This window comes from Breznakibacter xylanolyticus (assembly GCF_003254275.1).
Lineage (GTDB): Bacteria > Bacteroidota > Bacteroidia > Bacteroidales > Marinilabiliaceae > Breznakibacter > Breznakibacter xylanolyticus.
On record NZ_QKZK01000029.1, the window covers coordinates 14,546 to 35,507 of the forward strand.

Annotated in this window: 15 protein-coding genes; 4 read left to right on the top strand and 11 right to left on the bottom strand. The window is 46.8% G+C overall.

All coding sequences use genetic code 11. The features are described 5' to 3' along the window. Position 1: 1 nt before the first annotated feature. From LX69_RS13720 to dnaK, 3 genes are all read right to left on the bottom strand, one after another. Positions 2-1,669, bottom strand: a complete 1,668-nt coding sequence (locus tag LX69_RS13720; RefSeq protein ID WP_111446625.1) for a S8 family peptidase — start codon at positions 1,667-1,669, stop codon at positions 2-4. After that, a complete protein-coding gene (locus LX69_RS13725; RefSeq protein ID WP_111446626.1) occupies positions 1,666-2,532 on the bottom strand; it encodes a toxin-antitoxin system YwqK family antitoxin in 867 nt (288 codons plus the stop codon). Before LX69_RS13725 ends, LX69_RS13720 begins: the two co-directional genes overlap by 4 nt. Before the next feature lie 168 nt (positions 2,533-2,700). Continuing rightward, the gene (dnaK, locus tag LX69_RS13730; protein WP_111446627.1) at positions 2,701-4,602 is read right to left on the bottom strand and encodes a molecular chaperone DnaK; all 1,902 of its coding nucleotides are present in this window, start codon (positions 4,600-4,602) and stop codon (positions 2,701-2,703) included. Between the two features lie 298 nt (positions 4,603-4,900). Between dnaK and hemH the strand changes: the two genes are divergently transcribed. After that, positions 4,901-5,911, top strand: a complete 1,011-nt coding sequence (gene hemH / locus LX69_RS13735) for a ferrochelatase (protein ID WP_111446628.1) — start codon at positions 4,901-4,903, stop codon at positions 5,909-5,911. 3 nt (positions 5,912-5,914) lie between these two features. Here hemH and hemG read toward each other — a convergent pair whose 3' ends face one another. Together hemG and hemN are read right to left on the bottom strand one after the other, a co-directional pair. Beyond that, the gene (hemG, locus tag LX69_RS13740) at positions 5,915-7,291 is read right to left on the bottom strand and encodes a protoporphyrinogen oxidase (RefSeq protein ID WP_111446629.1); all 1,377 of its coding nucleotides are present in this window, start codon (positions 7,289-7,291) and stop codon (positions 5,915-5,917) included. A gap of 21 nt (positions 7,292-7,312) precedes the next feature. Further along, positions 7,313-8,734 carry an oxygen-independent coproporphyrinogen III oxidase gene (gene hemN / locus LX69_RS13745; RefSeq protein WP_111446650.1) on the bottom strand — a complete coding sequence of 474 codons (1,422 nt, stop codon included), beginning with the start codon at positions 8,732-8,734 and terminating at the stop codon, positions 7,313-7,315. Between the two features lie 266 nt (positions 8,735-9,000). On the opposite strand from hemN, the gene LX69_RS13750 reads away from it, so the two are divergent. After that, entirely contained in the window at positions 9,001-9,687 is a 687-nt protein-coding gene (locus LX69_RS13750) for an RluA family pseudouridine synthase (RefSeq protein WP_111446630.1), read from the top strand. A 6-nt stretch (positions 9,688-9,693) separates the two neighbouring features. On the opposite strand, the gene LX69_RS13755 is transcribed toward LX69_RS13750, so the two are convergent. Further along, a complete protein-coding gene (locus LX69_RS13755) occupies positions 9,694-10,182 on the bottom strand; it encodes a cytidine deaminase (RefSeq protein WP_111446631.1) in 489 nt (162 codons plus the stop codon). Between the two features lie 159 nt (positions 10,183-10,341). Between LX69_RS13755 and LX69_RS13760 the strand changes: the two genes are divergently transcribed. Next, complete coding sequence (locus LX69_RS13760) at positions 10,342-11,301, top strand: glucosaminidase domain-containing protein (RefSeq protein ID WP_111446651.1); 960 nt, start codon at positions 10,342-10,344, stop codon at positions 11,299-11,301. 281 nt (positions 11,302-11,582) lie between these two features. On the opposite strand, the gene LX69_RS17820 is transcribed toward LX69_RS13760, so the two are convergent. Further along, entirely contained in the window at positions 11,583-13,469 is a 1,887-nt protein-coding gene (locus LX69_RS17820; protein WP_111446632.1) for a methyl-accepting chemotaxis protein, read from the bottom strand. 202 nt (positions 13,470-13,671) lie between these two features. On the opposite strand from LX69_RS17820, the gene LX69_RS13770 reads away from it, so the two are divergent. Next, positions 13,672-14,688 (top strand): sugar ABC transporter substrate-binding protein, encoded by a 1,017-nt coding sequence (locus LX69_RS13770; protein ID WP_170124400.1) that lies wholly within the window; start codon positions 13,672-13,674, stop codon positions 14,686-14,688. 98 nt (positions 14,689-14,786) lie between these two features. On the opposite strand, the gene LX69_RS13775 is transcribed toward LX69_RS13770, so the two are convergent. The 4 genes from LX69_RS13775 to LX69_RS13790 form a co-directional block, all read right to left on the bottom strand. Then, entirely contained in the window at positions 14,787-15,230 is a 444-nt protein-coding gene (locus LX69_RS13775) for a DUF4395 domain-containing protein (RefSeq protein ID WP_111446634.1), read from the bottom strand. Positions 15,231-15,458: 228 nt separating this feature from the next. Then, a complete protein-coding gene (locus LX69_RS13780; protein ID WP_111446635.1) occupies positions 15,459-17,156 on the bottom strand; it encodes a carboxylase in 1,698 nt (565 codons plus the stop codon). Between the two features lie 518 nt (positions 17,157-17,674). Next, positions 17,675-18,160 carry a chemotaxis protein CheW gene (locus LX69_RS13785; RefSeq protein ID WP_170124401.1) on the bottom strand — a complete coding sequence of 162 codons (486 nt, stop codon included), beginning with the start codon at positions 18,158-18,160 and terminating at the stop codon, positions 17,675-17,677. A 287-nt stretch (positions 18,161-18,447) separates the two neighbouring features. Beyond that, entirely contained in the window at positions 18,448-20,889 is a 2,442-nt protein-coding gene (locus tag LX69_RS13790; RefSeq protein ID WP_111446637.1) for a TonB-dependent receptor, read from the bottom strand. Between the last annotated feature and the right edge of the window lie 73 nt (positions 20,890-20,962).

Genomic DNA, 20,962 nt, shown 5'->3' on the forward strand with positions numbered 1-20,962 from the left:
GCTATGGTTTGATCAGTTTAATGGTTTTGATTTGATGATTCAGGTCGATGGTAAGAACGTAAACGCCGCGCCCCAAATGCCCCAATCCATCCACAACGGTCGGAAGTGCACGACGCTCCTGCCAAACCCGGCTACCCATACTATTATAAATGGTGAGCAGTACCGATAGATGATCAGGGACACCATTGGCCGACACATTGATGCATTCAGAAAAAGGATTTGGCCATACCTTCCAGTGCACATCGGCCGGTGCAACCTCAGCCTGAGTTGAGAACCACGCTTTAGTAAAATCGGGCACCCCAAAACCATAACGGTTCACGTCCCAGTGGGGCTGCCGCACTGCCGAAGCTCGAATGGCGTCCACCACCTCGTGAGACTTGAGCTGAGGGCGGCTTTGCCACAAACAGGCGGCCAACCCGCCAATGATGGGCGCCGCATAAGACGTTCCGGTTCCATAACCGGCCACATGGCCCGAAGGCAAAATCATGGCCACCCCTTCACCACGAGCCACCACATCGGGTTTGATGCGCCCATCAGGTGTAGGTCCCCATCCCGAAAATGACGATATTGACAAATCGCTTCGCACCGATCCTACCGACAACACATTGGCTGCATCGCCGGGCACCGTGATATATTTCCAGCTTTTATCGCCCTCGTTACCAGCCGAAACCACCACCACCATCCCCTTATCGACTGCCATGTTGGCAGCCCGGGAAATGCGTGTACTCCCGTTGAGGTCGGCATAAGAATAATTTAACAAGGGATCATCGAACGTAAAATAGCCCAACGACGACTGGATGACATCCACCCCGGCACTATCGGCAAATTCGGCCGCACACACCCATAAATCGGCCTCCAAAGGTGATTCAGAGACCGCATCCTCAGTACGAAGCAACCAATAGGCGGCCTCGGGCGCCGCCCCCAAATATTTCACAGCACCACTCTTTACACCGGCCATCACCGACAATACGGTAGAGCCATGGCTACTCCCCTCGAACACATTGCTTCCGGGCGAAAAGAAATCACGCGTCCCCAATATTTGAAGCCCTTCCGACCAGGTCGAGCGATTCACCATCAAAAATCCGTTGTCAATTACAGCAATGTGCATCCCATCACCCTTGTAGCCGACATCGTGCAAAGCCTGACCGTTCAGCATGCTCAGCTGGTCATAAGCCGCACCATACAAGTCCACCTCTGAATTAGTGGACTTGAGCTCGCTGCGCGGCGCCCCTTTGGAGAGAGATACACTTTTAAGCAAAGGCGTTTTAATCAGAGCCGCCTCGCGCACGTAGCCCTGCTGCATCAACAACTCGACCCAATGGGCATCACCAGCAGTCACGATCACCCCATTAAGCCATCGCGAGGTATCACGTACCATCAGTCCCAACGCCTTCAATTTATTGACATAAACCGGCGACACGGGCAGATCGGTACTGTCGATGGCAATCCCCTGTCGGGCACGCCGGGAAATCGCCCGAGGCGATAAAAATGTTTCAGGTTTAGAGAAAACATGGGGAGTGCCCTGCTTATCTTTTAACCCAACCCAATAATAATAGTCCTGCGCCACAGTGGGTAAAAAACAAACCCAACATAACAAAATGACAAAAAGCCGATGGAATTTCCATCCATCGGCCTTCATTCGAGATGATATGATCAATCGTTTTTTCATTGACCAAACAGCATCTGCTCAGGGTTATTACGCATTTGCTCCGGGTCGTTCAGTTTACCCTTGTTGCGTTCAAATTCATCAAAGAGCTCTTTCTCCCGCTTTTCGAGCACCTCTTTATTTTTGAGCCGGCCCATATCGTAATCCAGTTCATAGTCGAGCTTACCCGACTGAAAATAAAACCGCCACTTGCCATGTTCCAGTCCGTTGACATATTGGCCAACAATTTCGGGTTTGCCGTCGGAGTAAAACGTTTCGTATTTCCCGTGTATATTCCCGTTGACGTGTTGCGAACGAAGTTTCAGCCCACCAACTTCATGGTACTGCTCCCACACACCATTTTTTTGATCATTTTTCCAAAAAATTAGCTCTGATGCCTTCCCATTTCGAAAATAAGTAAGGCTGTTACCCTCACGCTTCCCCATCACGTAGTTTTCACTCGAACCGATTTGATTGCGTCCCACGTAATAAAGCCAAATACTATCACGCAATGTACCAATGTAATTGCCTTTTGCAATGAGCAGTCCGGTTTCGTCAAATAGCTCAGCCTTCCCTTTATCACCCGTGACATCATAAACAATACGGGCGCTCACTTTGCCGGTGGGATAATAACGAATCAGCTCCCCAACAGGTTTATCATCCTTAAAAGTAGCAGTGTACGAAGGCTTCCCCGACGTGTAATTCTTTTGCCAGGCTCCCTGCTTACGTCCTTTATCGTCAGTTTGATTGATGCCTTCACGACGGGGTTCAACGGATTTATTTCGCAGAGCCGGCGGCGGTCCAAACAAATCGCCCATCTGAGCCTTAGACGAAAACGAAACGACCATCATCAAAAAAAACACAACCGCAACACACTTCATAACCATGCACGCTTAGGGGTTTGACGAACGTAAAAATAATGAAAAAAGTTGGCCAACGCAGACTGTTGGGTGCCCGAATATTGAAACGTGATGCCATTAACAAGGTTGCAAAAAAATGAATGGCCGGAAGAATCATCTTCCGGCCATTTATCAATCATCCTTGATTCAGGATTGTTATTTCACCTCTTCAAAGTCCACATCGGTGACTTCGTCGTCTTTCTTTTGGCTGCCCGCTGCATCGCCCTGAGGCTGCTGTGCGCTGCCTCCTTGAGCCTGACTTGCGTTGTACATCTCTTGAGAAGCAGCCTGGAACACGCTGTTGAGTTCATTAGTAGCTGCTTCGATGCCGGCAAAATCCTTGGCGGCATGTGCTGATTTAAGTTTTTCCAAAGCAGCTTCAATGGGCGCTTTTTTATCGGCAGGTAACTTATCGCCAAACTCTTTCAACTGCTTTTCAGTTTGGAAAATCAAACTGTCAGCGTGGTTGAGCTTGTCAATTTCTTCCTTGGCTTTTTTGTCGGCGTCGGCATTGGCAGCAGCCTCGTTACGCATGCGCTTAATTTCGTCGTCGGTCAAGCCCGATGAAGCCTCAATACGAATGCTTTGCTCTTTACCGGTGCCTTTATCTTTGGCCGTTACGTGCAAAATACCGTTGGCATCGATATCGAAAGTCACTTCAATTTGAGGAACGCCACGGGGGGCAGGCGGAATGCTGTCGAGGTGGAAACGACCAATGGTTTTGTTATCACGAGCCATGGGACGCTCACCCTGCAGAACATGAATTTCAACCGAAGGCTGGTTATCGGCCGCCGTGGTAAATGTTTCTGATTTTTTGGTGGGGATAGTCGTGTTGGACTCAATCAAACGAGTCATCACACCGCCCATGGTTTCAATACCCAACGAAAGCGGAGTCACGTCGAGCAGCAATACATCCTTCACTTCACCGGTCAACACGCCCCCCTGAATGGCAGCACCAACGGCCACCACCTCATCGGGGTTCACTCCTTTCGAAGGTTTTTTACCGAAGAAATCTTCCACAATTTTCTGAATGGCGGGGATACGGGTTGAACCACCCACCAAAATCACTTCATCGATGTCCGAAGGCGTCATGCCGGCATCTTTCAAAGCGATTTTACAAGGCTCGAGCGAACGCTGAATCAAACGGTCGGCCAACTGCTCAAACTGGGCACGAGTAAGGGTGCGCACCAAGTGTTTGGGAATACCGTTTACGGGCATGATGTAGGGCAAGTTGATTTCGGTTGACGTGGTGCTGGAAAGTTCAATTTTAGCTTTCTCGGCGGCATCTTTTAAGCGCTGCAAAGCCATGGGATCCTGACGCAGGTCAATGCCTTCGTCTTTCTTGAACTCTTCGGCCAACCAATTGATAATGGAATCATCAAAATCATCACCCCCCAGGTGAGTATCACCATTGGTCGATTTGACTTCAAAAACGCCATCCCCCAATTCGAGGATAGAGATATCGAAAGTACCGCCACCCAAGTCAAACACTGCGATTTTCATATCCTTGTGCATCTTATCCAAACCATAGGCCAAGGCAGCAGCTGTGGGCTCGTTGATGATACGACGTACTTTCAATCCGGCTATTTCGCCGGCCTCTTTGGTGGCCTGACGCTGTGCATCGTTAAAATAAGCAGGCACGGTAATCACTGCTTCTGTCACTTCTTGCCCCAAATAGTCTTCGGCAGTTTTCTTCATTTTTTGAAGCACCATGGCCGAGATTTCCTGAGGAGAGAACATGCGGTCATCAATTTTCACGCGGGGGGTGTTATTGTCACCACGCACCACTTCGTACGACACACGAGAAATTTCATGAGGCACTTCGCCATAAGAAGTTCCCATTAAACGTTTAATTGAATAGATTGTTTTATGTGGATTGGTGATAGCCTGACGCTTGGCAGGATCGCCCACTTTACGCTCCCCGTTTTCAATAAAAGCCACGATTGAAGGCGTGGTGCGTTTCCCTTCGCTGTTGGGGATAACCACCGGCTCGTTGCCTTCCATAACCGAAACACATGAGTTGGTGGTCCCTAAGTCGATACCAATTATCTTTCCCATTTTAATTGAAATTTATTGTATTGTAAATGTTAATTCTCAGTCACAGCCTCCATTAATCAAAGGGTGTGCCACAATCAAAAAAGGTGATTCTGACAGGTTTTTTGGCAAAAAGAACCACACAAGCGACACATCTGTCACCTTTCTGTGTCGTTTTGTCAGATTTCCCTTCCCTGTTACTGCAACACGACAGTCACAAGGACAATAAAATCAACACCACAAAACAGCTATCTTTACCCGAGCCAACGCCAAACAACCCGGCGCCTCAATTGTTAATGTTCAAAACACAATCGTTAAAGATATGACACCGCCCCAGGCCATTCTCCTGATAAATGTCGGCACGCCCGACACTCCTCGCACAGGTGACGTGCGACGATACCTGAGCCAGTTTTTGGGCGACGGACGCGTCATTGACCTGCCCTGGCTGGGGCGAAAGCTATTGGTAAACGGCATCATCGTGCCATTCAGAGCCCCCAAATCGGCCAAACTGTACCAACAATTGTGGACTCCCAACGGGTCGCCCCTCCTTCACAACGGCATACTGCTACGCGATGCCCTGCAACATGAGATGCAAGACAAAGCAGACGTTTACCTGGCCATGCGGTATGGCAATCCGTCCATTCCGAGCATCCTTAATCAGATTAATAAAAAATGCTACAACCGTCTGACCATCGTACCTCTGTTTCCACATTATGCATCATCCACAACCGGCACTGCCATTGAAGCAGTACTGCTCCATTTAAAAAACCAAAATGTAATCCCCCGGGTAAATATCATAGGACAGTTCTTCCAACACCCCGCGTATATCGAGGCATTCGCACATCAAATCAGCCAACACACCCTGCACGACTACGACCACATCCTCTTTTCGTACCATGGGTTGCCCATCCGCCATGTGCTACGAACACATCCCGGAAAAACCTGCCAAGAGCTCAACTGTCATCAAACCTACACGACAGACAACGCCTACTGTTACCACGCGGCCTGCCACGCCACCACCCGCCTGCTGGCAAACAAACTAAACTTACACCCAGAACATTACACCACAGCATTCCAGTCCCGCCTGGGCAAAGGATGGCTACAACCATTTGCCGACGAGACCATTCAGTCGCTCGCTAAAAAAGGCGTTAAAAAACTTTTGGTTGTAAGCCCCGCATTTGTGGCCGACTGCCTTGAGACAACCATCGAAATTGGTCTTGAATACAGGGAACTATTTCGCGAACATGGGGGCGAAAACCTCACTCTGGTCGAGAGTCTCAATGCAACCCCGCAATGGGTAAAAGGCCTAAAAAACATCATTGAAGCCGGATAATCATCACTCACCCATCGCGGTAATGGCGTCGGCCATCTGGCGCCCCTGCCGAATGCGGTCGGCCATTCCAATACCCCCACGGAGATTGCCCCCAATCACCAGACCAGGATATTGCGATTGAATGCTTTCAACAGCCGCGAGCCGACGCCCGGTATCAGCCTCGTATTGCGGAATGGCATGCTGATAACGGAATATCCGCACCAAATCGGGGTCAAACGCCTTCAACCCCATCATGGCACACACCTCACGCGCAGTACGCTCCATCACCTGCTCATCAGTCAGCGAAAGCACTACGGGGTGACGCCTGCCCCCCATGAACACCATCATCAAAGCCCCACCCTGGGGTGCACGTTGTTTTAAAAATGACGACGGGAGCAAAACCCCCAACACATCGCGCCCCTCACGCTCGGGAACCAGACCTCCAAAAGCTTTGAGTGATATGCCCCGCCACTGCCGAAAGCCCAACACCACCTGCACCATGGGTACATAATGCAAATCGACAAAGGACTGCAAGCGAGAGCCATCAACAAACGGCAACAAATCGGGTAACGCTCCGGCGCCACAAGTGGTCACCACGTGTGAGGCCGATAATTCCAACGGTTGCTGATGCCGAACTCCCGTCACCCGAAATCGACAGGAGCCTTCATTCACAGCACTCACTGCCACCTCACCACAATGAGTTAGCACGCGCTCACGTCCAATGGCTTCGATCAAAGCCGTCACCAATCGATCGAGTCCACCCTCAAATGAGAACACTTCGCGCGTGGCCAAATGCGCATTGGGTGCTTTGGGTTCCTTCCGTTTTTTTATCGTTCCCTTCACAAAACTGCCATAAGTCTGCTCCAACTGATAAAGTTTGGGGAGAGCAAAACGGGTTACCAACCGTTCGGGATCACCGGCATACACACCAGCCACAAACGGATTTACGGCATAATCGAGAAAACTCCGCCCCATACGGCGGCGCACCAGGTCGGCCAACGATTCGTCGGGATTGGTTCCGGGCTTACGCCAAGGCTCGCCCAAGATGCGAAACTTATCGCCCCAGGTAAAGAGTGGTGTTTTAATGGCACTCAACAGCCCTGATGGTAATGCCTGCCAGCCATTGTCCTTCCAAATCCAACGGACCTTGGCATCGGGGTTGGCAATGTCAACCCGACAAAGCCCCGACAACTCAGCAAACAACTCGCCTGCTTCCGGGTGACTCAGCACCCCCGTGGTTGGCCCCGACTCAAAGGTAAATCCCTGTTCGTGATGAGTTTCAATCACTCCTCCCGCTCGATGCGATTTCTCAATCACGGTTACCTGATGCCCTTGTTTCTTTAAATAATATGCCGTCGTTAAGCCGGTCAATCCGGCTCCAATCACCACCACTGATGCCATCTCGTTAATATAATTATGTGATTAAACCGATTTAGAATAGGTCAAATTGCCACCCTTAAAGGCAGGATCGAACATCACGGCCACGTTACGAATAAAGAAACGTCCCACTGAAGTGACCCGCACCCCTTGGTCACTTACTTCCACCAAGCCATCATCGACCAAGCCAACGAAATCTTCGTCTCTGAAATGGACAATGCGGCGAATCTCTGCCGCATCTACACCCAACACGGTCTCCAACTCGTCCCACAACACGAAGCGATTACACATCAATGAATTAATCACTTCTCTCACCACAACCTCAGAGTCACTCAACGCAACCCCCTTTTCTACGGCAAACTCGCCACGGCTAATTGTGTCGATGTATAAAGTAATATCTTTGGTATTTTGCACATAATGCCGATGCAACTGACTAATGCCCGACACACCAAAGGCGTAAACCTGTCCGGTCGTTTGACGGGTACAGTACCCCTGAAAGTTACGATGCAAAGTCCCGGAATCCAAAGCCTTGACCATTTCATCATCGGGACGGGCAAAATGATCCATCCCCACCTCGCGATATCCCCCTTCTGCCATTAATCGGAATCCGGTTTCAAACATCTTCAGCTTGATATCGGGAGCCGGCAACCCGGCTCGATCCAAGGCCTCCTGATACTTCTTAATCCAGGGAACATGCGCATACGAAAAAGTCACAATGCGATCGGGGGCATGAGCAATGGCCTGGCTAACGGTTTGCGCAAAACTCTCGGGTGATTGACCGGGCAAACCGTAAATAAAATCGAGATTAATTTTTACATCAGCATTGTATTTCCTAAACAGACGCATCACTTCGTCGACGGGTAAACGAGACGGATCGCGGTTGACCGTCTTGAGCACCTGGAGGTTAAAATCCTGAATCCCCAAGCTCACCCGATTGAACCTGGCATCAACCAAAGCTTTAATATACTCCTCATTGAGATAGCCGGGATGGCACTCAATGGCAATTTCGGGCTGCTCAGCCATGGGAAACAAATCAAAAATCAACCGATTGATGCGATTCAAATGCGTATGAGCAATGGCATTGGGCGTTCCTCCACCATAATGAATTTGCGACACCTTGCGATGCGGTGCCAAATGCTGCCTCACCATCTCCAACTCACGACAAATGGCATCTACATAAGCATTTACCTGCTCGGTTTGCCCCATGCGGGTGGAGTTGCATCCGCAATAGAAACAGATTTTATGACAAAATGGAATGTGAATGTAGATGGAAATATTATCAGGCTTTTGCCCATTCGATGCCTCCAAAGCTTGCCGGTAGCTGGAACTATGAAACGGCCCAAACAGATTGGCAGGCGGGTAACTGGTGTAGCGCGGAACAGCCTGATTGTATTTTTCGAGCAGAGTGCGGGATACTTCAAACGGAACATGCCCGTTGACCTGAGGAAAGTTGGCTTGATGAGTCATGAAATTCAATATTCGGTAGTCATTCGAACGAAATGCAAAGATATCTGAATAACCAATGAAACGACCAAAAAGTTGAGCACAACACATCCCCGGGACAAAAAACGACCGTCTCGTACGCAGATTCACGCTTCAATTGCAAGGTTATTTATTGTACATTTGCACACAAACAAAATGAAGGGATAATGCCTTTCATCAATCATCATCGCAAAACCATCCACACCTTCTCCGTTGAGTTTGCGACAAAACACATCATGTAAGCACAAGTAATGAAGTTAGATATTTTATACGAAGACAACCACATCATTGCCGTCAACAAAACCAACTCCGACCTGGTGCAGGGCGATGAAACCGGCGATAGCACACTGGCCGATGCGGTAAAAGCATACATCAAAGAAAAATACAACAAACCGGGCGACGTGTACCTTGGCATTGCCCATCGACTGGATCGACCCGTAAGCGGTATTGTGGTTTTTGCACGCACCACCAAAGCATTGGTACGCCTCAACAAAATGTTCCTCGAAAAAGAAGTCAAAAAAACCTATTGGGCCGTTGTAAAACAATTACCCGAAGAGTTTGAAGCCGACTTGGTACATTTCATTTTAAAAGACGAAGAGAAGAACAAATCGCACGTGTTCAACAAACACCGCAAAGGCTCAAAAGAAGCCATTCTTCACTACAAGTTAATATCCAGTTCGTCAAATTACCATTTGTTGGAGGTCGATTTGAAAACCGGTCGCCACCACCAAATCCGCGCCCAGCTCGCCAAAATCGGCTGCCCCATTCGCGGTGACCTCAAATATGGTTTTGCCAGGTCGAACCCCAACGGTGGCATCTCGCTACATGCGCGACGCATTGAATTCATTCACCCTGTAAAAAACGAGCCCATCATCATTGAGGCACAACCACCTAAAGACGAACCACTGTGGCGCGAATTTAGAAACATGATGGGATAAAAACACTCATTTTTTCAACGAACTGCCATCAAAAGCAAAAGTCATCAAGCTGTCCACCGACGATAGTTTGATGACTTTATTTTTTCCTACCATCCACACCTCAATGGGATGATTTTGACGCCCTTGGCTTTCGAGCATTACCTGACGACAGGCACCACATGGGGTGATGGGCGACTGGGTCAGATCGGCACCTTCGCCCGCAGCAAGAGCAATGGCTCGGATTGACAAATGAGGATACTGCGCGTTGGCATAAAACATGGCCACCCGTTCGGCACACAATCCCGAAGGATAAGCCCCATTCTCCTGATTATTGCCGGTAACAACACTGCCATCGGAGAGCAACAAAGCCGCCCCCACCTGAAAACGAGAATAAGGAGCATAAGCACCTTCACGCACTGCGATTGATTTATCAATCAATCGCTGAATATCTTGCGGAATTGCTCCGTCATTCAAATCATACTCCCAATAAGAAATGGTCAATTGCATCTGCGGCATGGCTCTCTATTTTTATATGAAAACATTATTCGCGCCAGTAGGTTCCATCCCTAACTGCCGGCTCAACCAAAGATAATGCATCCGAATAAAAGAAACGCCGGGTGGCATCATTTCCGTTTTTTTTATCTTTGCAACGAATCAGAAATGCAAAACAATAAAATGAACAGCAAATACTTGACCATCGCCTTGGCTTGTTGCCTGTCGTTGGGCTCACATAAGCTCGTCGCCCAGCGAATGTCGACGCAAAATTACGTGGAGCAATACAGCAAATGGGCTGTTGTCGAAATGAAACGCACCGGTGTACCGGCCAGCATCACCTTGGCTCAGGGCATCTTAGAATCGAGCAGCGGCAACAGCTCCCTGGCAGTGGATGCCAATAACCACTTTGGAATTAAATGTCACGACTGGACCGGAAAAAAAGTCTACAAAGACGATGACACAAAAAATGAATGCTTCCGCCACTACGACTCAGCCTACGATTCATACGTCGACCACTCTAATTTTTTGCGCGGTCGACAAAGATATGCTGCCCTGTTTGAGCTCGAAACCACCGACTATAAAGGGTGGGCGCATGGACTTCGCAAGGCCGGATATGCGACCGATCCCAACTACCCGGCTAAACTCATCAAATACATCGAAGATTATCAACTCTATCGATATGATTTCCACATTGACAATGACGCTGTGGCAGCCAACGACGATTTTGAACAAAACGTTTCCACCTCATCGAAACGAAAAACCGATGACTTTGTGATTAACATGGGGCAATCGCATCCCATCAAATACAACAATGGTGTTGCTTATATCGAAGTTGGTGAAAACGACACCTTCGAGTCCATTAGTAAGGAATTCGCCATGCGCGCTTGGGAAATCTATCACTACAACGATATCGCCTCGAGCGACAACATTAAGAAATACCGAATTCTTTACATCAAACCAAAACACAACAAAGCCCATCCCAACCACGACACGCACTCTGTCAAGCAAGGGGAAACCATGCATTACATTTCGCAAAAATATGGCATCAAACTCAAACGACTGTTTAAATACAATCATCTTACCATTGGAACAGAACCCAAAGCCGGTGACATTTTGCAACTAAGAAAAATGCAGGATTAATCAAAATCCTCCTCCCATACAAAACGCCTGTTGCTCTATGCAGCAGGCGTTTTTATTTATCATCAACTTCGGATGCACAACAAGCAAACAGAGAAGTTACAACGCATTACAAAAAATGCTAAAACACAACAAACATTCCATCCCAATTACTCATACGAATAGACTTGAATTATCGGATAACTATCACAACCAGTGAATCCGTTTACCAGATATCAACCCCACCCATTCACAAAAAAGGCCACCAACAAATGGCAGCCTTCATCAAATTCAATTTAAATCGATCAATAGGTTTCGTATGACTCCCGGTCATCCAACCCCAAATCGATAATCATCTTGTTCTCCCTCTGAACGTGCGGACGACTTAACTCACACGACTCGTCCTCATCGCCCTCCTCGTCGTGATGGTTACTAACCATATTTCGACCGGCATAATCAGCTTCTGAAGCACTAAATGCCGAAATAGCAGAGAACAATTTGCGCGATAATTGATCCAAATCCTTGGCTGCAGTACTAATTTCTTCTGCATTAGTCGCATTGCGTTGCGTCACGTTATTCAATTGTTGCAGTGCGCTATTAATTTGTTCTACCCCTGTAACCTGCTCCATCGATGCCACCGTAATCTCCTGCACCAAACTGGCCGTTTTTTCAATTTCAGGAGTGATGGTATCAATCAAATTGGTCGCAACATCGCTCGAATCGATGGCCACAGCAGATACTTTGGTAATTTCCTGCGCTGCCTCCTGGCTACGCTCAGCTAAATTCCGAACCTCACTGGCAACGACTGCAAAACCACGTCCTTCTTGCCCGGCGCGAGCCGCCTCAACTGCCGCATTCAACGCCAGTATATTGGTCTGAAAGGCAATATCCTTAATTACCAAAATCTTATCGGTAATCTCTTTCAGATGCTGAGCGGCAATTTTTGAACTCTCGTTACTGATTTTCATCCCCTCGGCCGTTTTAGCTGCAATGGACTGGGTTTCCTTGGCATTCTCGTTGTTTTGCTGAATGTTGGCATGCATCTCCTGCATTGATGAAGAAACCTCCTCTGCCGATGCAGCCTGTTCCGTGGCTCCTTCGGCCAATTCAGTGGCCTCGCGATTCAACTTATCACTGGCATTCACAATTAGCGCAGCACTCTGAGTGATGTCGCTCACCATGGTTCTCAAGTTCTCAGTCATTTTATTCAGAGCGGCACCCAAACGACCTATTTCATCCTTTCGGTCAATATTCATGGTCACCGACAAGTCACCTGCTGCAACCATCTCTGCCAGTTCGATGCTGGTATTTATCGGTTTACTGATGGCATTGGCCAGAAAATAGATCAAGAACAAACCCAAGGCGATAATAACCACTATAACAATCAATTGTAAATCGCGCTGAAAACGCATAATCCCGGTGATATGATCCCCCAAAACCATAATTTGATCAAGCCCGATATCCGATGACGCACGCACCTCCCACAGCACGTTTTTAGCATCTTCAAAATTTTTCAACTCTGCCAATCGCATCGATTGATACTGATTCAACATATTAACGCCATATTCAGCCGCTTCGCTGATATCAGAGGTCCCCCCCTGAGCGATGGCCTGCAACAATGGAATTTGATTTCTCATTGAAACGCCATCACGCTGCTCTTCATAAGTTTTAATAGCAAATGCCACAGCATTAAGCTTTGCGGCACTCCCTACTTGCGATGAAGCGTTGATAGCCATCATCGATTTGGTAAAATCACCCTTTATTCTGACATAATCCTTTGCCGTAGCCTCATAAGCCTCGCGGCTGTTCTTGTAAGCTAAAGCGTAATTACGCAACAATTCAAGATTGACCCCTTTGGTGGCCAACTCTGCTTCACGCCCTTTCATATAAATACTCAGCTTCAACAATGCCTCATTCATCTTATCAAATGAGATATGTTGACGCGTTGCATAAAAATTATTGGATGTGAAATCAAACGACCTGGCGTATTCGCTTGATTCTTGCCAAAAACGCATCACCTTACTGGCTTCGTTAACCGAAGGGATATGTATATCGGACATCTCCTTAGTACTTTGCGTAATACGATATAAATTAAACAACAACACAGCCCCGGTAATGACAGATATCCCAATGGTTAGTAAAAAACCGCTCCCTATTTTTTTCCTGATTTTCAGGTCTTTCCAACGTGTCATGAGGTTTATGAATTTGAAGATTTGTTAATGATATCCACTCATACGAAATTAACACATTATGGTTATAAACCATCAAAAAAGTTTAATAATTGTGCAATCGAACACAATAAATATAGCACCATCTGAACTCTTTTTCTTAAATTTAACACATCATCCATACACTTCGCTCAACCAAAATTTATACACACATAATCAACAACTTATGAAAAGATTTTTGGCTTTTTCTCAGAAAATACTGCTTCTTGTCATCACAATCCTGGTTTTGGCCGGCTGCGGCAAGAAAGAAAAAATAAAAATCGGCTACCTCTATCCATCCGAACAATTCCCCCGATTCATCAAAGAAGGGAATTTCATTACCGAACGACTCAGGCAACTGGGTGTTGAACCTATCGTAATGAGTGGCGAAGACAACGATGCCATTCAAATACAAAACGGCATCAAAATGCTCGACAAAGGGGTTGACATGCTCATCATTGCCGCACTCAACGGTGCCACCATCGCACCATTGGTACGCGAAGCACACAGCCGCGGAGTGCCGGTAATGGCTTACAACCGTCTGATAAGCAACGTTGAGTACGACGTTTTTTTCACAGGTAACAATGAAGAGATTGGACGAATTTTTTGCGACATCGCACTGACCCGAAAACCAACCGGTAACTATGTCATCTTAGCCGGCGACCGTTTTGACCGTAATGGCGTTGAACTTAAAGCCGCCATCGACACCATTTTGGCACCACACGTTGCCAAAGGGGACATCAACATTATTTACGAATCTTACATCGAAAACTGGAACCGGGAAATTGCAGCTAAAGAAATAGATCAGGTCATCTCATCGTTCGGCACTGACATCGACGTGATCCTTGCAGGAAGCGACCCAATGGCCGATGGGGTCATCGAAACCCTCGATAAATATGGCATGACAGGCAAGGTGGTTCTTCTGGGTCAAGATGCCGATATATACGCCGTTAAACACATCCTTAACGATAAGCAAACCGCCACGGTTTACCACCCGTATAAAACACTGGGTTACAAAGCGGCTGAATTAGCTGTGGACATTGTCAACAAAAAGAATATCAAGTCGCAAATCAACGCCACGACATTTAACGGGCTGGTTGACATACCAACCGTACAGGTCAAATCAGTTGTCATTACCAAAGAAAACGTCGAAAAAGAACTCATTGAAGTGGGTGAATACTCATGGGATCAACTCAATGATTGACATTTCTCAACAACATTATTCGACTCAAACACGAGTTTCATACTATAGCTAAAAATAAAAGGAACCCCTGCTGGGTTCCTTTTTATTTTTTAAGCAAATCATGCCAGTTTTTTAAAGGGGTGCACCATCCAATGGTAAAGATAACATCCCACACAAAAATTTACAATGGCTTCCAACAATGCCAGAACAACCATCGCAAACACTGCAGTCATACTCAAATAGAACTCACCAACGAACGATAACACCAAAATGAGCATCACAAAAGCCAATCCCAATCGCGCTGCAAACATTTTGGGGGCTTTATCAGTCATTGTCGATATCAAACCCACCCGTTGAGACAACCAACCAGACAAGCCCATCAATGGACTCCATCGACCAAAATCAAAGCCCCGCAAAAAGAAATCGGCCAACAGCAACATCAAGATCCAATGCCACTGCAACCAAGCCCAACCCAACAACAGCAGCACCACAAAAACCGCATTCACTCGAGGCAAATGTGATGGCACTCTATCAAACGATACAGGACAAATAATGCGTTTCATAATATCAGTTTTAAGATTTATTCATCTCTTTATCCAAAGATATACAACAAACACCATTCCCTCCTCACAAATCAATCATTTTATTCACACTAAAAGGAAATGAGAAAAACAAATAAACACAACAAAAACTTAAAATTCAAATAAATACAAAACACACTAAAAGACGGGAAAAATAATAAAAAAAGGGCATCCAAACGGACACCCTTGTGTAAAAACCTTTAATACAAATTACCACCATTGATACAGTCCCTCGATCAAACGAGCCTCTTTCTCTTCGGGTGACAATGCCAAATATTTGTTGCGTTCAGCCTCAAAAGCTCGCTGACGCTCCTCTTCTTCTTCAGCAATCCGACGTCCATGGTCGGCGTGCACTTTATCGAGCAGGAACTTATTGGCCACTGTGGGAAACAATTCCAACAACAACTCCTCTTTCTCATTATTAGCCAATTTCACATCGTCACCATACTCAGGAAACGAAGGGTTGGCCTGTTTTTGATAATTCGCAGTGTTATAAGGGATTTCCTCACGCGTACCGGCAATTTTCAAACGAAACTCGGGATCAACCGGGATAGGTGTTTTTCCATAAGACCCTTTCACCAGGTTGACAAACTGAATGGAATTATTGGTATAAAATGGTTTTCCATTTTTTTCGTCAATCACACAGTTTACAGCCTGAGCCCCAACAATCTGGCTGGTAGGTGTCACCAACGGAGGACAACCGGCTGCCAAACGAACGGTAGGAATCACCTGCAACACGCGGGGCAACAAATGTTCCTGCTTCAACTGCTTAAGCTGAGCCAACATATTGGTGTACATCCCCCCGGGAACCTCTGCAAACTTCACCATTTCATCAGGATCGGGGAAGTTGAAATACTTATCAATCTTACCGCACACCTCCAATAAAGCGGCCTCGTTGTCGGCTTTGGCATATTCAATGGCATCATCAAACAACTTGTCGATATGAGCAGGCAACTTGTCCTTGGTGATATCAAACTCGATGGGGAAAACTTTATAACTATCAATATCAGCCATCTCCTGACGGATTTCTTTCAACAGCTTATTGATACGTACCGTCACATCGAGATTCACATTGGTTTCGATGCCTAACTTATTACAAAAAATCTGTATCAATTCAAATGCAGGAGCTGCGGGACCACCCGCGAAATTCAACAACGCCGTATCTACAATATCTACTCCGTTAATGATGGCCATCAAAGCAGCTCCCAAGCCGTAACCGGGGGTACAGTGAGTGTGGAAATCAATGGGAATTTTCACATGTTGCTTAAATGCCTTTATGATTTGCCCAGCCTTACGAGGAGGCACCAAACCGGCCATATCTTTTAGCGTGATCATATCAGCACCCAAGGCTTCCAATTCCTTGGCCATCTTCACGAAATAATCAATGGTAAAAATAGCCTTGGGCAGAGGCTTACCTTTCAAAAAGGCGAGAATCCTTTCTTTTTTAGTAAACTTGGGATCCACGGTATAACACACCACACAATCAGCCAAACCGCCGTTCTCTTTCACATACTTGATGGTCGACTTGATATTGCTGGTATCATTGAGCGCATCAAAAATACGCATGATCGAAATCCCGGTTTGCACCGCATTGCGGTTAAACCCCTCGATTACCTCCTCGGGATAAGGGTTATAGCCAAAAAGGTTACGTCCGCGCGACAAGGCCGTTAAGTGCGACACATTGCCAATTTCCTTCTTGATTTTTTCCAGGCGAAGCCAAGGATCTTCATTCAAATAACGCATGATGGAATCGGGCACAGCACCTCCCCACACCTCAAGCGCATAAAAACCGGCCTCCTTATACAAAGGCAATACCCGATCAATTTGGACTTGCTTCATGCGGGTGGCAAACAATGATTGCTGACCGTCCCGTAGGGTGACATCGCGGATTAATAGTTTTCGGCTCATTTCTACTGTGTTTTGTGTTTTCATGAAAATTTCTGCAAAAATGGGTTATTTATTCCCGTTTTGGAAAAAACCCGATATGTTATAAAATACTTTTCTTCAAAATTAATATCAATTTACACTCTTATACATTCAAAAACATCAATCACCCCTATTTTTCAATATTCTATGATTGATGATTGACATTAAATACAAAAATCACCATGCCGACAGGCTGGCCATTTAGTGTTAAAACTAACCAATATAAAATCCATTCAAAAAATAGAACAACAAACAATTAAGAATAGTTCTCTTTAAAGAAAAAAATCAAAGGCCTACACACATAAAAAAACCTGCATTTCAGAGACCAACGTCTCCTACTCTGCAGGTTTTTTACGTGAACGAAAATCATTCACAGAGGCTTAGTTGTTTGGTTAGGGTAAAAAAAACAAAGGCCAAATTAGATTAGGATCAGAAAGGGTTGATGTAATCAAAAAAAGGTCAAAGTAAGTTAGGAAAGGGAGATAAAAAACAGGGCTTGGTTAAGCTATGTAAGATTTAGTAGGTTGCGAAACTTGCTTGAGCACATTGGGCATGGCCAAAAATTTTTCGGGGTTCACCACAAACAGATGAGAATTGTGATATTTAACGACCCCATCTACACACATGGGATTGATATGCGTATCGTAACTAAATGGGATAGGCATGATATCCTTGGTATCCAACTCAAGAACTTCATCAACAGAGAACACACTTGCTGCTAACATATTGTGTCCTGATTTACCCGGTGTTTCAAAAACAATAACCGTATGGTTGTGTCTCTTGCCACTCTTGTTGAGAAAGAGCTTACAATGCGCATCAATCAATGGCACCACTTTGCCACGAAGACTAATATTTCCGGCATAGGGCTGTGAAGGGTCGCAATTACTGCTGTAGTATTGATGAAACAACACTTCCCGAACATTTTTAATGTTGATGGCGAAATACTCTTTTCCAACGGAGAAGGTAAGGCATGAGATTTTTTCCATGGGTTTCATTTTTTAAGGTTAATCATCTTGTTTTCTACATTGCTAAGATAGGGTATGCCTACGGGATGACGTTAGCCATATTGTTTGATTCTACCCCGCACCAACAGGGGGTTTTATTAACCCTTTCGGGGGGGAGGAGACCAACAAATTAGGCGTGCTATTTCACAAGAGAACTGACCTTCAAAACCATAGAAAAAAAACGACACAACTTAAAAAAAACACAAAAGCTGTTGACGTTTCAAAAAAATGAAGCCATCACAATGCAGATGTTTAAGATGGCTTCAACATCAAAAAGCAACCGTCAACTGAACATTTAACCGACGCGATGTCAAATAATTAGGCACTGCATACTGACGATTACTAACATCAGTGACCCAATAATAGGAAATGGTGTTATTGATATCAAACAGATTGAATACCTCCACACCAATCCACATCTTTTTTAACCAATGAGCATTAACCCCTTCCCGTTGACGGATCAACTCCTTTGAAAAACCGATGTCAGCACGACGATAGGGGGGGGTGCGGAAGGTGGCCAAATAACGTTGGGAACGAGGTGGTCCAAAAGGCAACCCCGTGCCGAACAGCAAATTGAGATGCACTTTGAATGAAGGATTATTGGGCAGATAATCCTGAAAGAACAACGCAAAGTTCACCCGTTGATCCGATGGGCGCGGGATATACCCCGGATATACTGCTGTTTGCGCCCCATCGTCCTGACGAACAAGACGAACATCGTCACGAATATTCTCCTCAGTCTGCATGATGCTTAACGAAGCCCATGATTCGATGCCCTTCACAAACTCGCCATTGAGCTTAAAGTCAATGCCGGTGGCATAACCATCAGCATCGTTTTGGGCTGAGTAGCGAATGCGAACATTATCGACCTGATAGGACACTAAATTACTGAGATGCTTATAATACAACTCGGTGGTCAATTTGAACGGGCGCCCCCAAGCATTAAAAAACCAATCGCCCCCGGCCACATAATGAACAGATTTCTGTGCTCTTAACTCGTCATTAAATTTTCCGTCGCTATTCCGCATCTCCTTATAAAAAGGAGGCTGATAATAAATGCCGGTGGCCAGCCGAAACAGCATCCGGGTTGCTCCCCCCGGCACATACTGAACATTGAACCGGGGACTGCACAACCACTCCCTGTTCAAATCCCAGTACTGTCCGCGCACGCCATATTTGACCGACATTTGCCCACGTCCCAAGGGGAACGACCAATTGTCCATCGCAAAGGCGGTCATGCGTGCCGATTGGGTTTGATATTGGCCGTGCGTGCCATCAAACACCGATACCACCTTGCCAGAGTAAGGCAACGAGTAACCGGCAGAATCGCGCAATTCCCACTCGTTCACGTTATCGCGAAAACGCTCAGATTGCACCTTCGCTTCCCAGCTCAGCACGTGACGTCCATATTGATGGGTGCCTCGCAAAGCAGCATTGGCCACTTGTCCGGATAAATCGTTTCGGGCATGCAGCAGATAACTTCCAATTCCGATTCCGGTCATGGGCTCATCAGACGATGCTTCGCCGTTCACCGGATCGAGATCGTGCAACCGGTATTGCCCCAATATGTCAAATGCCTCCTCCTCGAAGGTACGAAAGGCCGAAAGGGTCAATTTATATTGACTGTTGTCGCGATGATGGTTTACAGCCAGGGCACCAAACCCCGTCTGAAAGAGATCTTTCTCCTGACCTTCAAAATAGATGGTCAACCGTTTCACCTCGCTCATGGTGCCAAAAGAGGTTTCCCGATCGGTGGGAATGAATTCATAGCTGTTTTGCGAATAATTCACCAACCCATCGACCGACCATTGGTCACTGATTTTAAAATGCAACAACGACTGCACATCGACAAAGGTGGGAGAATAATCGCCCTTGGTATCAAGACTACCCAACAGATAACGGTTGGTTTTGTAACGCACGCCCGAGAGATGACTCCAACGTCCGTTTTTCGACATCCCCTCCAAATACGCCGATGCCCCCAAAAGACTGGCCTGGGCTCCGGCAGCAAACGACGTGGGCTGCTTGTAGCGAATATCGAGAGCCGAGGAGAGCTTGTCGCCATACGACACATCAAACCCCCCGGGCGAGAACTGAATGGACGACACCATGTCGGGATTGGCAAAACTCAATCCCTCCTGCTGTCCCGAGCGCACCAAAAACGGCCGATACACCTCAATGCCATTCACGTACACCAGGTTCTCGTCGTAGTTGCCCCCTCTCACCCGATACTGGGAACTCAACTCGTTGTTGCTGGCCACACCAATCTGGCTCTTCACCAATCCCTCGACCGACTTACCGGCCGCATCGGGCAACAAAGTGGTTAAGTTGGGATCGATGCGGGTAAAAGTGCCGTTGCCGCGCTGCGTGGCGGTGACATTCACATCGCCAATCTGCTCGGTCTTTTCATCCAAACGAATGTCAAGCAGCAACGCCAGCCCGTCGGCACTTTGAATGAGCACCTCCTTTCCTTCGTACCCGATGGCCGACACCACAATGACCAATGGAAACGACCGGGTGGTATAAAACGAGAACGCCCCCGTGCCGGTAGTGGTACTCCCTTGCTGGCTTTCTTTCACCATCACCGTGACATATTCGAGTGGTTCCCCCAGGCGGTTCTTCACCACACCGTGAACCTGATGCCGCACCTGTGCCTGAACGCTCGACCACGACAGCATCAACAACATTATATATAGGAGTCGATTGAAATACATATCAAATTAGATTGCAAAAATGGAACGCTAAAAATAACATTTAATTGCATCGCAGACCGAAGCCCCTCGGACA